Origin of the sequence: Pectobacterium carotovorum, assembly GCA_016415585.1 — a bacterium.
Taxonomy (GTDB): Bacteria; Pseudomonadota; Gammaproteobacteria; order Enterobacterales; family Enterobacteriaceae; genus Pectobacterium; species Pectobacterium carotovorum_K.
The window spans coordinates 781,994-797,047 of the sequence record CP066552.1 but is presented as its reverse complement, the minus strand read 5'-3'; the positions used below and the strand labels follow the sequence as shown (position 1 = coordinate 797,047).

The following is a 15,054-nucleotide window of genomic DNA, read 5'->3' as shown; positions in this document are numbered from 1 at the left end:
TTCTCGCTCCTGATTATTTAGCTGAAGAACGGTAAGTCTGAATCAAGTCAATAAAGTGGTCGAACAGCGGCGCGGCATCGTGCGGGCCTGGGCTTGCTTCTGGGTGTCCCTGGAAGCTGAACGCAGGCTTATCTGTGCGGTGAATCCCCTGAACCGTATGGTCAAACAAGGATTTGTGCGTGACGCGCAGCGTGTCAGGCAGATTATTTTCATCAACCGCAAAGCCGTGGTTCTGCGCGGTAATCATCACACAGTTGTTATCCAGATCTTTGACCGGATGGTTGCCACCGTGGTGACCCAGCTTCATTTTGATGGTCTTGGCACCGCTCGCCAGTGCCAGCAGTTGGTGACCCAGACAGATACCGAATACCGGAATATCCGTTTCCAGGAAGGTTTTGATCGCACGAATCGCGTAGTCGCACGGTTCCGGGTCGCCCGGGCCGTTAGAGAGGAAAATACCGTCTGGATTCAGCTTCAGTACGTCCTCAGCAGGCGTCTGCGCCGGAACAACCGTCAGGCGGCAGCCGCGATCCACCAGCATACGCAGAATGTTGCGTTTCACACCGTAGTCATAAGCAACAACGTGGTAAGGCAGCTCGCTTTCGTTTTTCGCCGCCGGCAATTCGCCTTCCAGCGTCCAGCTTCCCTGTAACCAGCTGTAGCTTTCTGCCGTCGTGACTTCTTTTGCCAGATCCATGCCCTTCAGCCCTGGGAAGGCTTTCGCTTTCTCCAGTGCGACGGCAGCATCCGGCGCATCGCCCGCGATGATGCAGCCATTCTGTGCGCCTTTCTCACGCAGCAGACGGGTCAGTTTACGGGTATCGATATCAGCAATGGCGACGATGTTGTTGCGTTTGAGGTATTCAGACAGGCTTTCTTCACTACGGTAGTTGCTGGCAATCAGAGGTAAATCGCGAATAACCAGACCTTGAGCCTGTACAGAGGGGGATTCTTCATCGTTGGCATTGGCGCCGACATTACCGATATGGGGATAAGTGAGAGTGACAATCTGGCGGGAATAGGAAGGATCAGTAAGGATTTCTTGATAACCGGTCATCGACGTATTGAAGACCACTTCCCCCACTGCCGACCCTTCTGCCCCAATGGCCCGACCGTGGAATTGGGTTCCGTCTTCCAGAACCAATAGCGCTGACTTAATCAAAACACCCTCCAAGGAATAAACAATCACGTTATTTGCATATTAATTCAGATTCGAGCCACTAAATCAATGCAAAAACTACCTGTAAGGCCAATTTTTGGCAAATTGGGCGCATTTTAATGATGGTCTTCCTGATTGTCTACCCAAACCGCTTTTTTTCTCTTATTTTTATGCTTTCCGAAATAAATAGTCGCCCACTGACGTAAAAAACCCTATCAACTGAGATAAGTAAACGGTTGCGAGACAACATTGCTAAAATAAGAGTAACAAATCACCAGCAAAGGACATTTTGGGAGTAAGGAGGGAAAATCATCACTAAAAAACAGAATAAAACACAAACAAATACCAATGATGATAGAAAAAAGAAGCCAAAAAGATAAAAATAAAGGTGAACGTAAAAACACCCACCTTTTTCAGTTAGATAAACTATTTATAAAAAAATAAAATACTACAAATCATCCAAATAAAGCACATCTTTCATATCAAAAAGGCCACTTTCTTTCGCACTAATCCAGATTGCAGCTCTTACTGCACCATTAGCAAATGTCATGCGGCTGGATGCCTTGTGGGTAATCTCAACGCGCTCACCCACATCAGCAAACATCGCCGTATGTTCACCGACGATATCGCCCGCTCGCACGGTCGCAAAACCAATGCTTTTCGGATCGCGTTCACCGGTGTAGCCTTCACGCGCGTACACGGCACAGGACTTCAGATCGCGTCCCAGCGCATCAGCGATCGCTTCGCCCATCGCCAGTGCGGTACCCGATGGCGCATCCACTTTGTGGCGGTGGTGTGCTTCAATGATTTCGATATCAGTATAGTCGCCCATGACTTTGGCCGCTTTTTCCAGCAGCTTCAACATGACATTGACGCCAACGCTGAAGTTCGCCGCAAACACAATGCCGATATCCTGCGCAGCCTGCTTAATCGCCGCCTTTCCTGCGTCATCAAAGCCGGTAGTCCCAATAATCATGCCTTTACGGTGCTGACGGCAAAACACCAAATGCGCTAATGTGCCTTCTGGGCGGGTGAAGTCGATCAAAATATCGAAATCATTCTGCACGGCATCCAGGCTTTCATTCACGGTAATACCGCTTTTCCCCAGCCCAGCAAGTTCACCGGCATCGCTTCCTATCAGAGACGAACCAGAACGCTCCAGCGCCGCGCCCAATACCACGCCGTCCATTTGCTCGATAGCCTGAATCAGCTGGCGTCCCATACGGCCGCCCGCGCCTACAACCGCAATACGGATGGATGAATCCTTCATAATGTCTCTCTCTCTTTTTAATCCCAACGACATAAAAATAACATCAGGTTAACGGGCGCTGCGCACTATCGCCAGCGGATTTACCGCCAGATTATAAAATACTGTTTGAAGCCGCAGAAAATCAGCAAAACTGTCTAACCAAAGGTATCAGAATGGCGCTCAGAGCGATGAAAAGCCGTAAGGTATTTGAAGATAAATACAAGCGGTTAAAAAACAAGCCACATGGCATAACGCATAAAAATTCATTTTTATGCATTAACATTTTCATGAGTGAATATAGGGGAAAGAAAACGGAAGGGGATAAAAGCGATAGGGCTTTAGCCTAGCCCTACCGCAGAAACAGCATTAATCTATCTGTTTGACTTCAACACGCAACTCTTTTGGCACTTCAAAGACGATGTTTTCTTCACGCCCTTGCATTTCAATTGCCACCTTGCCGCCCAATTCTTTCAGGCGCTGGATCACCTGTTGTACCAGAATATCCGGTGCCGATGCGCCTGCGGTCACCCCAACATGCGAAGCGCCCGCTACCCATGACTCCTGGATATCTTCCGCTGAATCAATCAGATAAGCCGCTTTCCCCGCACGTTGTGCCAATTCAGCAAGGCGGTTGGAGTTTGAAGAGTTTTTAGAGCCGACGACAAAAACCACATCCGCCTTATCTGATAAATGGCGAACGGCTTCCTGACGATTGGTCGTGGCATAGCAGATGTCATCTTTACGCGGGCCGACAATCTGCGGAAAACGCTCACGCAACGCATCAATCACCGCATAAGTATCATCAACAGAAAGCGTGGTTTGCGTCATAAAGCACAGATTGCTTTCGTCTTTTACCTGTAGCTGCCAGACATCCTCGGGGGATTCCACCAGATACATGCCACCCTCCGCATTGCTGTACTGCCCCATCGTCCCTTCAACTTCAGGGTGTCCGGCATGCCCGATAAGAATCGCTTCTACGCCTTTCTTACTGGCTCTGGCCACTTCCATATGCACCTTGGTCACTAGCGGACAGGTTGCATCGAATACCGTCAGATCGCGGTTTTTGGCTTCATTTCGTACCGCTTGTGAAACGCCATGTGCAGAGAAAATCAGAATCGCACCATCCGGCACATCTTCAATCTGCTCAATAAAAATCGCGCCACGTTCGCGTAATCCGTTAACCACATAGCGGTTATGTACTACTTCATGACGGACGTAAATCGGCGTACCAAAAAGCTCCAGCGCACGTTCCACAATGCTGATAGCCCGATCGACACCGGCACAAAAGCCGCGCGGATTAGCCAGCAGGATCTGCATGTGTCACCTCCTGTTGTACGGGATCGATATCCAGCACTTCAAGATCGAAGGTAATCGCCTGACCAGATAGCGGGTGGTTAAAATCCACAGTGACCGATTCTTCGGTCACATCGCGGATAATCCCCGGCATATCATTTCCGGCAACGCCGCTGAACAGCATGATGGTGCCAACATCCGGCACACCGGTCTGGGCGAAATCACGGCGCAGGAAGAACTGGATCAGGTTCGGATTGGTCGGCCCAAAGGCCGACTCTGGCGGCAGCGTAAACTTGCGTTTATCACCACGCTGCAATCCCAACAGCTGTTGTTCCAACGCGTCAGACAGGCTGCCGTCGCCAAGGCGAAACAGCGCTGGCTTGCCGCGCTCACGCGTGGATTCGGCCGCAGAGCCATCCTCCAGCGTCAGGATAAAATGCACCAGCAGCGCGCTGTTATGCTGAACACTCTCGGACATCAGTGACCCTTTTGCTTAACGGTATCAGTATCATCATGCGTACTGAAAAATCCTTCCAGTACGATGAGCGCCGCACCAATACAGATAGCGGTATCGGCAAGGTTAAAGGTGGCGAAGTGCCAGTCACCTACATAGAAGTCGATGAAATCGACAACAAATCCGTGCCATGTCCGGTCGAACAGATTGCCCAATGCGCCACCGATAATCAGCGAATACGCAATGTTATTGAGCCGCTGTTTGACGCTGCCACGGTACATCATCACCAGCAGTGCAACCACGATAGCAATCGCGATGCCAGCAAAGAACCAGCGTTGCCAGCCGCCTTTATCCGCCAGGAAGCTGAATGCTGCGCCGTAGTTACGGGCGTAATGCAGATTCAGAGAAGGCATCACTGGCACCGTATCCCCCAGCGCAAAGTGGGCAAGGATCCACTGTTTGCTGCCAAGATCGACAATTAAAACCAGTATCGCCAGCCAAAGCCAGCGCAGTCCACTCGAACAGATCTTATTCATCAGACAAATTTACGCTCTTCGCCGTTACCGCCCACGTTAGTCGCACAGCGACCACACACTTCAGGATGCTCGGCATTGCTACCGATATCCGTCTCGTAATGCCAGCAGCGTGGACACTTGTGTCCTTCTGCCTCACTTAAGGCAATTTTCAGTCCGGTGAGTTCCGTTGCCTGTGCGCTATCCGGCGCATTTTCATAACGTTCCACCAGCGCTTTTGACGTCAACAACGCGAAATGCAGTTCCTGACGCAGCTGGTTCAACTTGCCCGCCAGATTGGCATCGGCGTACAGCGTAACGGAAGCTTCCAGCGATCCACCGATGCGTTTGTCATTACGCGCCAGCTCGATGACTTTGTTCACTTCGCTACGCACTTTCAGAACATCCGCCCAGAACGCATCGTTCATGGTTTCTGCGCTATCCAGCGCGAACAGACCGTCATACCACTCTTCGGTAAAGACGTACTGCGCACGCTCGCCCGGCAGGTAGTTCCAGATCTCATCCGCGGTGAAGGACATAATCGGTGCCATCCAACGTACCAGCGCTTCTGAGATATGGAATAGCGCAGTCTGGCAGCTACGGCGTGCAACGCTGTCGCTTTTTGCCGTGTACTGACGATCTTTAATGATATCCAGATAGAAGGATCCCATCTCGATCGAGCAGAACTGCATCAGACGCTGTACGACGCGATGGAAATCATAGCTTTCATACGCTTCAAGGATCTCTTCCTGCGCGGCTTTCGCACAGCTAACCGCCCAGCGATCCAGCACAACCATGTCTTCTGGTTTCACGCTATCTTTCTGTGGATCGAACCCGTTCAGGTTCGCCAGCAGGAAACGCGCGGTGTTACGAATACGGCGATAGGCATCGGCAGAACGCTTCAGGATCTCATCAGATACGGCGATTTCACCGGAGTAATCCGTTGAACCGATCCACAGGCGCAGAATGTCGGCACCGAGTTTGTTCATCACGTCCTGCGGGCTGACGGTATTCCCGATCGACTTGGACATCTTGCGACCCTGACCATCAACGGTGAAACCGTGAGTCAGTACCTGACGGTAAGGCGCTTTGCCTTTGATCGCGGTGGAGATCATCAGGGAAGACATGAACCAGCCACGATGCTGGTCGGAACCTTCCAGATACATATCCGCTGCATGACCGCCAAATTCAGGACGAACGTCTACCACGGACGCGTGCGTCGATCCAGAATCGAACCACACGTCCAGCGTGTCTGGTACTTTGACGTAGTTGTCAGCGTCTGCGCCCAGCACGTCGGCCGGATCGAGATCCCACCATGCCTGAATACCGTCGGCTTCAACACGTTTCGCTACCGCTTCAATTAGCTCTGCGGTGCGCGGATGCAGTTCTTCCGTCTCTTTGTGGACGAACAGCGACATTGGCACGCCCCAGGTACGCTGACGGGAGATACACCAGTCAGGACGGTTGGCGACCATCGCTTCGATACGCGCCTGACCCCAATCTGGGATCCACTGCACGCCTTTGATTTCAGACAGCGACTGCTTACGCAGGCCTTTCTGATCCATGCTGACAAACCATTGTGGCGTCGCACGGAAAATGATCGGCGACTTATGGCGCCAGCAGCACGGGTAGCTGTGCTGCAATTTCTCTACGTGCAGCAACATGCCTTTTTCACGCAGGATTTCAACGATCAAGTCGTTAGCTTTGAAAACGAATTTGCCATCCAGTTCAGGATAGGTACCGCTCAGGTAGCAGCCATTCGGCCCCACCGGATTGGCGATTTCCAGATTGTACTTCTGGCTAATCACATAGTCGTCAGGACCGTGACCACCAGCGGTATGCACCGCACCGGTACCCGCATCCAGCGTCACGTGCTCGCCCAGAATGGCCGGTACGTCAAAGTTCAAGAATGGATGTTTGAAACGCAGCAGCTCAAGTTCCGCGCCTTTGCAGTCTCCCAGCACTTGCCACTGGGTCACACCTGCGCGTTTCATCACACTTTCAACCAGATCGGTCGCCAGAATCAGCGCCTGACCGTCAATCTGCACCAGCTGATAATCGAACTCCGCATTCAGCGAGATCGCACGGTTTGCTGGCAGTGTCCACGGCGTCGTCGTCCAGATCACCAGCGAAACAGGGCCGTCTACGCTCTTCACGCCGAATTTGGCTAATACCGCCGCCACATCGCTGGCGTTAAACGCGACATCAATGGATGGAGACGTTTTGTCGTAATACTCAACTTCCGCTTCCGCCAGCGCGGAACCACAGTCAGCACACCAGTGAACGGGCTTAGCACCCTTGTGCAGGTGACCGTTTTCAATGATGCGGCCCAGCGCACGGATAATATTCGCTTCGGTTTTGAAGTCCATCGTCAGGTAAGGACGATCCCAGTCGCCCAGCACGCCGAGACGAATAAAGTCGGCTTTCTGACCCGCAACCTGCTCTGCCGCATATTTGCGGCACTCAGCGCGGAATTCTGCCGCGCTGACTTTCTCACCCGGCTTACCAACCAGCTGTTCTACTTTCAGCTCAATCGGCAAACCGTGGCAGTCCCAGCCCGGCACATAAGGAGAATCGTAGCCAGACAGGCCTTTCGATTTAACAATAATATCTTTCAGAATCTTGTTAACTGAGTGACCAATGTGAATGTTGCCGTTCGCGTACGGAGGGCCATCGTGCAAAATGAAGGTCTTCTTTCCCTTCTTCGCATTGCGAATAATCCCGTACAGATCCTGCTCATACCAACGTTTCAGCATGTCAGGTTCGCGCTTGGCCAGATCGCCACGCATCGGGAACCCTGTTTCCGGCAAGTTCAGGGTAGTCTTATAGTCACTCATTAGATTCTCGATTTCGTTTCGGCTAGAAAAATTAAACCGGTGTCTTTAACCCGAAGAACGTCCGGGCTGTCACCACATCATCGGCGATTTGCTGTTTTAACGCATCGAGCGAAGCAAAACGCTGTTCATTACGGATTTTTTTACGCAGTACGACTTCAATGTGACGACTATAGAGGTTCATCGTCACGTCCAGCAAATGCACTTCAAGCTGCTGGCGTTTGTCACCGTTTACGGTTGGACGCGTGCCAATATTGGCAACGCCCGGTAGCGGTTCTTGCCCCAGCCCATAAACGCTGACGGCATATACGCCGCTGACAGGGGAAACCTGACGTTTTAGCGGTAGATTGGCAGTAGGGAACCCAATGGTTCGCCCCAATTCTTTGCCATGTTCCACGCGACCAGAAATGCAGTAAGGATGACCCAGCAGGCTTTCAGCCAGTTCAAGTTCATCACGACTGAGCGCCTCACGTACGGCAGTGCTGCTCACCCGTTTGCCGCCATTACAGAACGAATCGGTGCTGATGACATCAAACCCCGCCTCACGCCCAGCCTTCTGTAATAACAGGAAATCTCCTTGACGACCAGCCCCGAAACGGAAGTCATCCCCCACCACCAAAAACTTCGCGCCCAATTTTTTCACCAGCAGAGAAGAAACGAATGTCTCAGCATCGTAGGCAGCAAAACGAGCGTCGAATCTAACGCACAGCAGATAGTCCACGCCAGCCTGCGCCAGATATTTCACCTTGTCACGCAGACGTGTCAGACGGGCGGGCGCTTTTTCCGCAGCGAAGAGTTCCAGCGGCTGTGGTTCAAAAATCATAACCATCACTGGTAACCCACGAGCGCGACCTTCCTGCTTCAGTCGTTCAAGCAGCATTTGGTGTCCGAGGTGCACGCCGTCAAAATTACCAATAGTGAGCACACAGCCGTAATGGTGTGCCCGAAGATTGTGTATACCGCGAATTAGCTGCATGGCTGGCCCAGAACAAAGGGTTAATATTATGGAAATCGGCGGATTATACCTTGTACAGCGAGTAAGGTTAACCTGCGATTCGCGCCTTTTGCAGCCACCTTGTAAATCGTGCCAATATTTGCGCGTTTTTTAGCTGAATCGTCGATGGATGACGCCCATACGCAGAATATCCAGACGGCGGACAGCACATGCAATCCGACTTTACCGACGGCAGACAAGGCTTTATCAAATTCAGGATGAATTTATGATGCGAAAAGCTGTATTCCACCGCGTGAAGCTGCTAAAATCCTGCGCCATCACAACGTAACAAGTGTCGACGTACAAACGACGCTTATTTGCACAAATCCATTGACAAACGAAGGCTAAACGAGCATATTCCACGGCCTTTGAATTGTCCTCGATTGAATATATTTGGGAGTTGGACCTTGGCTAATATCAAATCAGCTAAGAAACGCGCCGTACAATCTGAGAAGCGCCGTAAGCATAATGCAAGCCGTCGCTCAATGATGCGTACTTTCATCAAGAAAGTATACGCGGCGATCGCTACTGGCGATAAAGAAGTGGCACAGAAAGCATTTAATGACATGCAACCGATCGTGGATCGCCAGGCTGGTAAAGGCCTGATCCACAAGAACAAAGCTGCACGTCATAAATCCAATCTGGTTGCGCGCATCAACGCCATGCAATAATCACGCATCTGCGTGTTCTTGCTAAGAAAAAACCGGCCTAGGCCGGTTTTTTTGCATCTGCCAGTAGCGTCATAACACATTGCCTACGCCACACCGCTCCACTACAAACCTGCAGTTCTATCACAGAAGAGCGTTGAGAAATCCGCGTTACAGACACGCTGCACCGCCGGATGTTGGATCATTCTGGCCGCAAAAATCGCATAATACTCGTCCTGAATGTTCTCGATCCTGCCGATCTCGACGATATCGCCCTGCTGGTAGATTTCATTGGCATACAGCGACGGTGCAACGAAAATCGCGTCGTTATTAATGCCAAACGCAGTCATCAGCGCCGCATCATCAAATTCGCCCAAAATAGTCGTCTGAATATTCTGCGCAGTAAACCAGTTCAGCAGTTTCCGTCCTAGCATGGTTCGCCGCCCGGGAATCAACAGCTTACGTTGTTCAAGGCAGGCCGGGAAAGGCTGCTCAGGGTGCGGGCGTTTGCAATAAAAACTCACACCACATTCGCCTAGTTTGATTGAAAACAGCCCTTCCTGTTGCGTTGAATCCACCGGGCAATCCGACAGAATCATATCCAGCTTATGCTGACTCAACTGCTCCAGCAGCATTTCGTGCGTCGACTCAAAACAGCGTAAATGAATATGTTCCTGTTCCGTCACGACCGTTTCGAGCACCCTGCTCACCAGCCGTTTGGACAGCGCATCGGCCACACCGACATCGAATAACAGGTTCGATTCTTTGCGGTAGTTCACAATATCCAACATTTCCTGGCTAAGCTGGAACATGCTATCCGCATAGCGAAAAACAAGCTGCCCCAGCTCCGTCGGTTCCAACCCGCGCCCTTTACGCTTGAAGAGCTTGCCCTGTAAACGCTCTTCTAGGCATTTGATTTGCCCAGTAATGGTCTGAGGCGTTAAGAACAGCGTCTCTGCCGCACCCGCAACGGATCCCGACTTATAAACCTGCCAGAAATAATAGAGATGGTTAAAATTCAAATGAGACACACCTGCCTCCTTTTCGCGCCTCCGGCATAGCATCAACCCTTACACGGCTGAACCGCCTTGTCCAGCGTAGGCAACACCCCACGCAATGCCAGATAGCCAAGCAGCGCCGCTAGCCCTGACGCCAGTAAGATTCCCAGCTTGGCATAGGTAATCAATTCCGCATCGCCGCCAGAGAATGCCAGCAGCGTAATAAATATCGACATGGTAAAGCCGATACCGCACAGCACAGAAACCGCCATGATCTGGTTAAAGCGCACGCCAGCGGGCAGGCGAGCATAGCCCAGCCGGATGGTTAGCCAACTGAACAAGGTAATGCCCAGCGGTTTACCGATCAGCAGCCCGGCAGCAATGCCAAGGCTCAAAGGGGAAAGCAGCTTTTCCAGCACAATCCCCTGTAGCACAATGCCTGCATTCGCGAAGGCAAACAGTGGAATAATCAGAAACGCGACCCACGTTTGTAAGCCATGTTCCAGCGTGGTTGCCGGAGAAGATTCCCCGTTGGACATACGTAAAGGAATAAAGAATCCGACGATCACCCCAGCGAGCGTCGCATGAACGCCACATTTCAGAATGCAGACCCACAAGACGATCCCCACCAGCAAATAGGCGGACGTTTTACCAACCTGCTGCTTGTTCATATAGGCCAGCGCCGCAATCGCCAGCACCGCACCGCCCAGCGCAGGCCAAAAGATTTGCTGCGTATAAAACAGGGCGATGATCAGGATCGCCCCCAGATCGTCAATGATCGCCAGCGCCAGCAGAAAGACTTTCAGCCCGGCGGGAACACGTTTGCCCAATAGCGTCAGCACCCCAACGGCGAACGCGATATCTGTCGCAGCGGGAATCGCCCAGCCAGCGCGCGTTACCTCATCATTCGCGTTGAAAAGCAGAAAGAGCAAGGCAGGAAAAATCATTCCACCTACCGCAGCCGCCAGTGGCAACATCGCCTGTTGGCGGCTGGCTAACGTGCCTTCGACTAACTCGCGTTTCACTTCCAGACCAATCAGCAGGAAGAAAATCGCCATCAGGCCGTCATTAATCCACAGCAGCAGATTCTTATTGATTTCCAGTGCGCCAAACCGCATTTCCACTGGCATCATCAGGAATTGTTGATAGCCAGTAGCAGTCACAGACCAATTCGCAAACACGATCGCCAAAACCGTTGCCATCATTAGCATCACACCCGCGGCGGCATCCAAGCGAATAAAGCGACGAATCATTGTTATCATTGACTTAATCTCCCATCAGGTACGAACGCCAATACCGTACGCTCGCTTTCTTGCTGGCAAGATTACGTGACCTAACCACTCGTTAAAAGCAGATTAAAACTGGCTTAATCGTCGTAAAAAACGATCTATTGAATTGAGGCTATCTAGAGGAAGGAATAAAAAAACGTCGGAAGCGTTTTTCAACATTGCGCAGCAACAGCCGCAAGATGACGGACAAGGATGTCCGTCATAAAAAAGCCGGTGGGTTTACCCCACCGGTTTCTTATCACGCGTTAACGACAAACTATTAACGGGTCAAATCATCGAAAAATTTCTTCACGCCATCGAAAAAATTTTTCGAACGCGGGCTGTTTCTCTCGCCAGACGGGCCACCGAAGCTCTCATCAAGCTCTTGCAGCAGCTGTCTTTGACGTTCGTTCAAATTAACCGGTGTTTCTACAACCACACGGCACAGCAGATCGCCCTGCGCACCGCCGCGTACCGATTTCACGCCTTTGCCACGCATACGGAACAGTTTCCCGGTTTGCGTTTCCGCAGGCACTTTCAGCTTCACGCGGCCATCCAGCGTCGGGACTTCAATCTCGCCGCCTAATGCAGCCATTGCAAAGTTGATTGGCACTTCGCAGTACAGATTGTTTTCTTCACGCTGGAAGATCGGATGCGCTTTAACCTGCACCTGGACGTACAGATCGCCTGACGGCGCGCCGTGTTCACCTGCTTCGCCTTCACCGGATAAGCGAATACGGTCACCCGTGTCCACACCCGCCGGAATTTTCACCGACAGCGTTTTGCTCTTCTCTACGCGACCATGACCGTGACATTTAACACACGGATCTTTAATGATCTTTCCGCGTCCATGACAGTGCGGACACGCCTGCTGCACGGTAAAGAAGCCCTGCCGCATCTGCACCTGGCCGTTCCCATGACAGGTTGGACAGGTTATCGGGGAGCTACCCGGCTTCGCACCGTTGCCGTGGCACACATCACACTCTTCCAGTGCGGGAATACGGATCTCTTTGGTGACGCCACGTACCGCCTCTTCCAGCGTCAACTCCATGTTGTAGCGTAAATCGGATCCACGGCTCGCGCGCTGACGGCGACCGCCGCCAAAAATGTCTCCGAACACGTCGCCAAAAATATCGCCAAAATCAGCACCACCACCGCCAAAGCCACCGCCGCCTCCGCCCATACCACCTTGCTCAAACGCCGCGTGACCGTACTGATCGTAGGCGGCGCGTTTTTGCGAGTCGGTAAGGATCTCGTAGGCTTCTTTGATCTCTTTGAACTTGGCTTCTGCCTCACTATCACCCTGATTACGATCCGGGTGGTACTTCATCGCCAGACGCTTGTACGCTTTCTTTATTTCGCGCTCATCCGCGTTTTTAGCAACGCCCAGGCTTTCGTAATAATCTTGCTTCGCCATTTATTTTCCTGCCCCTCAACATGCATGCACGGGCGCAGAGTTTCCTCGACGCCCGTGCTGATTGCCAGCAATAGCCTTGTGGCTGCTACTGCGCCCGCTCAAGGGCGATTACTTTTTATCTTTTACTTCTTCAAATTCAGCATCAACGACATCGTCGTCGCGACGAGCAGAGGCATCATCAGCGCCACCTTCAGCACCTGGCTGTGGCTGAGACGCTTCCAGCAGCTTGCCAGAAACCTGAACCAGCGCCTGAATCTTCGCTTCGATTTCTGCTTTGTCTTCACCTTTCAGCGCGCTTTCCAGCGCTTTCAGTGCGTCGTCAATGGCAGTTTTATCATCAGCGGCCAGTTTGTCGCCCACTTCTTCCAGCTGCTTACGCGTGCTGTGCAGCAGGTGATCGCCCTGGTTACGAGCCTGAACCAGCTCTTCAAACTTACGGTCAGATTCTGCGTTCGCTTCTGCGTCGCGTACCATTTTCTGAATTTCTTCTTCGTTCAGACCAGAAGATGCCTTGATGGTGATTTTCTGCTCGCGACCGCTGTTTTTGTCTTTTGCAGAAACGTGCAGGATACCGTCGGCGTCGATGTCGAAGGTAACTTCGATCTGTGGCATACCGCGCGGCGCAGCCTGAATACCATCCAGGTTAAACTGACCCAGAGATTTGTTGTCATGCGCACGCTTACGCTCACCCTGCAGAACATGGATCGTTACCGCAGACTGGTTGTCTTCCGCCGTTGAGAACACTTGGCTGTGTTTCGTCGGGATCGTGGTGTTTTTAGCGATCAGCGCCGTCATCACGCCGCCCATGGTTTCGATACCCAGAGACAGCGGGCTTACGTCCAGCAGCAGAACGTCTTTCACATCACCAGACAAGACACCGCCCTGAACCGCAGCACCGATGGCAACCGCTTCGTCTGGGTTCACGTCTTTACGTGGCTCTTTACCGAAGAAGTCAGCGACTTTCTTCTGCACCAGAGGCATACGCGTCTGACCACCAACCAGAATCACGTCCTGAATTTCAGAAACGGACAGGCCAGCATCCTGCAATGCCACTTTCAGCGGCTCCAGAGAACGATTAACCAGCTCTTCTACCAGTGATTCCAGTTTCGCACGGGTCACTTTGATGTTCAGGTGCTTAGGACCGGTCGCATCCGCCGTGATGTATGGCAGGTTAACGTCGGTCTGCTGTGCGGAAGACAGCTCGATCTTGGCTTTTTCTGCTGCTTCTTTCAGACGCTGCATTGCCAGCGGATCGTTGCGCAGGTCGAAACCTTGCTCTTTCTTAAATTCGTCAACCAGATAGTTGATCATACGGCTATCGAAGTCTTCACCACCCAGATGGGTGTCACCGTTGGTCGCCAGTACTTCAAAGGTTTTTTCGCCATCAACTTCATCGATTTCGATGATGGAAATATCGAACGTACCACCACCTAGGTCGTAAACCGCGATAGTGCGGTTGCCAACTTCTTTATCCAGACCGTATGCCAGTGCTGCCGCTGTTGGTTCGTTGATGATTCGTTTGACTTCCAGACCCGCGATACGACCAGCATCTTTGGTTGCCTGACGCTGCGCATCGTTGAAGTAAGCTGGAACGGTGATAACCGCTTCGGAGATGGTCTCTCCCAGATAGTCTTCCGCTGTTTTCTTCATCTTTTTCAGCACTTCAGCTGAAATCTGCGGCGGAGCCATTTTCTGATCTTTCACTTCCAGCCATGCATCGCCATTATCCGCCGCAATAATTTTGTACGGCATGATGTTGGCATCGCGCTGAACTTCTTCGTCTTTGAAACGACGACCAATCAGACGCTTGATAGCAAACAGTGTATTTTTCGGGTTGGTCACTGCCTGACGTTTAGCCGGTTGGCCAACCAGAGTTTCACCATCTTGCGTATAAGCAATGATTGAAGGCGTGGTGCGATCGCCTTCGCTATTTTCCAGTACTTTTACCTGAGTACCGTCAATAATCGCGACACAAGAGTTGGTTGTACCCAGGTCGATACCAATAATCTTACCCATCTAAACATCTCCACTAAAAAGTCATATTCGGTATGGTGGTTAAACCTACTGTGCGGGCAAAATGTCGTTTTTCAACAAAATTTCTCGTTTTCCAACGACACCCCCTCGTTTTCATCAGCAGCACACGTTTGATCTTCATGCTAACCACCGATGTAACGACCCGACACTCGCCTTTGCGGCAGGTCAAACTGTTTCGGTTGAAAATAAGATGGG

General features: G+C 51.7%; 12 protein-coding genes. 1 reads left to right on the top strand and 11 read right to left on the bottom strand.

Features of this window, described 5'->3' with window-relative positions; translation table 11 throughout:
• Window positions 1-13: 13 nt before the first annotated feature.
• The 7 genes from carA to ribF all read right to left on the bottom strand — a co-directional run bounded on the left by carA (window position 14) and on the right by ribF (window position 8,477).
• Window positions 14-1,162, bottom strand: a complete 1,149-nt coding sequence (gene carA / locus JFY74_03525; protein ID QQG29146.1) for a glutamine-hydrolyzing carbamoyl-phosphate synthase small subunit — start codon at window positions 1,160-1,162, stop codon at window positions 14-16.
• A 445-nt stretch (window positions 1,163-1,607) separates the two neighbouring features.
• A complete protein-coding gene (gene dapB, locus JFY74_03520; protein QQG29145.1) occupies window positions 1,608-2,429 on the bottom strand; it encodes a 4-hydroxy-tetrahydrodipicolinate reductase in 822 nt (273 codons plus the stop codon).
• A 345-nt stretch (window positions 2,430-2,774) separates the two neighbouring features.
• Window positions 2,775-3,725, bottom strand: a complete 951-nt coding sequence (ispH, locus tag JFY74_03515) for a 4-hydroxy-3-methylbut-2-enyl diphosphate reductase (protein QQG29144.1) — start codon at window positions 3,723-3,725, stop codon at window positions 2,775-2,777.
• A complete protein-coding gene (gene fkpB / locus JFY74_03510; protein ID QQG29143.1) occupies window positions 3,706-4,179 on the bottom strand; it encodes an FKBP-type peptidyl-prolyl cis-trans isomerase in 474 nt (157 codons plus the stop codon). The genes ispH and fkpB overlap by 20 nt, the downstream gene beginning before the upstream one ends.
• Window positions 4,179-4,694: a signal peptidase II gene (gene lspA, locus JFY74_03505; protein QQG30438.1), complete on the bottom strand. Its 516-nt coding sequence runs from the start codon at window positions 4,692-4,694 to the stop codon at window positions 4,179-4,181. Before lspA ends, fkpB begins: the two co-directional genes overlap by 1 nt.
• Window positions 4,691-7,504, bottom strand: coding sequence for an isoleucine--tRNA ligase (ileS, locus tag JFY74_03500; protein ID QQG29142.1), 2,814 nt, complete (start codon window positions 7,502-7,504; stop codon window positions 4,691-4,693). The genes lspA and ileS overlap by 4 nt, the downstream gene beginning before the upstream one ends.
• Window positions 7,505-7,535: 31 nt before the next feature.
• Entirely contained in the window at window positions 7,536-8,477 is a 942-nt protein-coding gene (gene ribF / locus JFY74_03495; GenBank protein ID QQG29141.1) for a bifunctional riboflavin kinase/FAD synthetase, read from the bottom strand.
• A gap of 425 nt (window positions 8,478-8,902) precedes the next feature.
• Between ribF and rpsT the strand changes: the two genes are divergently transcribed.
• Window positions 8,903-9,166, top strand: coding sequence for a 30S ribosomal protein S20 (rpsT, locus tag JFY74_03490; protein ID QQG29140.1), 264 nt, complete (start codon window positions 8,903-8,905; stop codon window positions 9,164-9,166).
• Window positions 9,167-9,267: 101 nt separating this feature from the next.
• Here rpsT and nhaR read toward each other — a convergent pair whose 3' ends face one another.
• From nhaR to dnaK, 4 genes are all read right to left on the bottom strand, one after another.
• Entirely contained in the window at window positions 9,268-10,173 is a 906-nt protein-coding gene (gene nhaR, locus JFY74_03485) for a transcriptional activator NhaR (protein QQG29139.1), read from the bottom strand.
• A 32-nt stretch (window positions 10,174-10,205) separates the two neighbouring features.
• On the bottom strand, window positions 10,206-11,402 hold the full coding sequence (gene nhaA, locus JFY74_03480; GenBank protein ID QQG29138.1) for a Na+/H+ antiporter NhaA: 1,197 nt from the start codon (window positions 11,400-11,402) through the stop codon (window positions 10,206-10,208).
• 286 nt (window positions 11,403-11,688) lie between these two features.
• Complete coding sequence (gene dnaJ, locus JFY74_03475; protein ID QQG29137.1) at window positions 11,689-12,825, bottom strand: molecular chaperone DnaJ; 1,137 nt, start codon at window positions 12,823-12,825, stop codon at window positions 11,689-11,691.
• A 108-nt stretch (window positions 12,826-12,933) separates the two neighbouring features.
• A complete protein-coding gene (gene dnaK, locus JFY74_03470) occupies window positions 12,934-14,841 on the bottom strand; it encodes a molecular chaperone DnaK (protein QQG29136.1) in 1,908 nt (635 codons plus the stop codon).
• Between the last annotated feature and the right edge of the window lie 213 nt (window positions 14,842-15,054).

What these genes read in the sequence shown, in the direction of transcription:
- dapB (QQG29145.1), bottom strand. Translation starts at nt 2,429, where the DNA reads ATGAAGGATTCATCCATCCGTATTGCGGTTGTAGGCGCGGGCGGCCGT.
- ispH (QQG29144.1), bottom strand. Translation starts at nt 3,725, where the DNA reads ATGCAGATCCTGCTGGCTAATCCGCGCGGCTTTTGTGCCGGTGTCGAT.
- fkpB (QQG29143.1), bottom strand. Translation starts at nt 4,179, where the DNA reads ATGTCCGAGAGTGTTCAGCATAACAGCGCGCTGCTGGTGCATTTTATC.
- ileS (QQG29142.1), bottom strand. Translation starts at nt 7,504, where the DNA reads ATGAGTGACTATAAGACTACCCTGAACTTGCCGGAAACAGGGTTCCCG.
- ribF (QQG29141.1), bottom strand. Translation starts at nt 8,477, where the DNA reads ATGCAGCTAATTCGCGGTATACACAATCTTCGGGCACACCATTACGGC.
- nhaA (QQG29138.1), bottom strand. Translation starts at nt 11,402, where the DNA reads ATGATAACAATGATTCGTCGCTTTATTCGCTTGGATGCCGCCGCGGGT.
- dnaJ (QQG29137.1), bottom strand. Translation starts at nt 12,825, where the DNA reads ATGGCGAAGCAAGATTATTACGAAAGCCTGGGCGTTGCTAAAAACGCG.
- dnaK (QQG29136.1), bottom strand. Translation starts at nt 14,841, where the DNA reads ATGGGTAAGATTATTGGTATCGACCTGGGTACAACCAACTCTTGTGTC.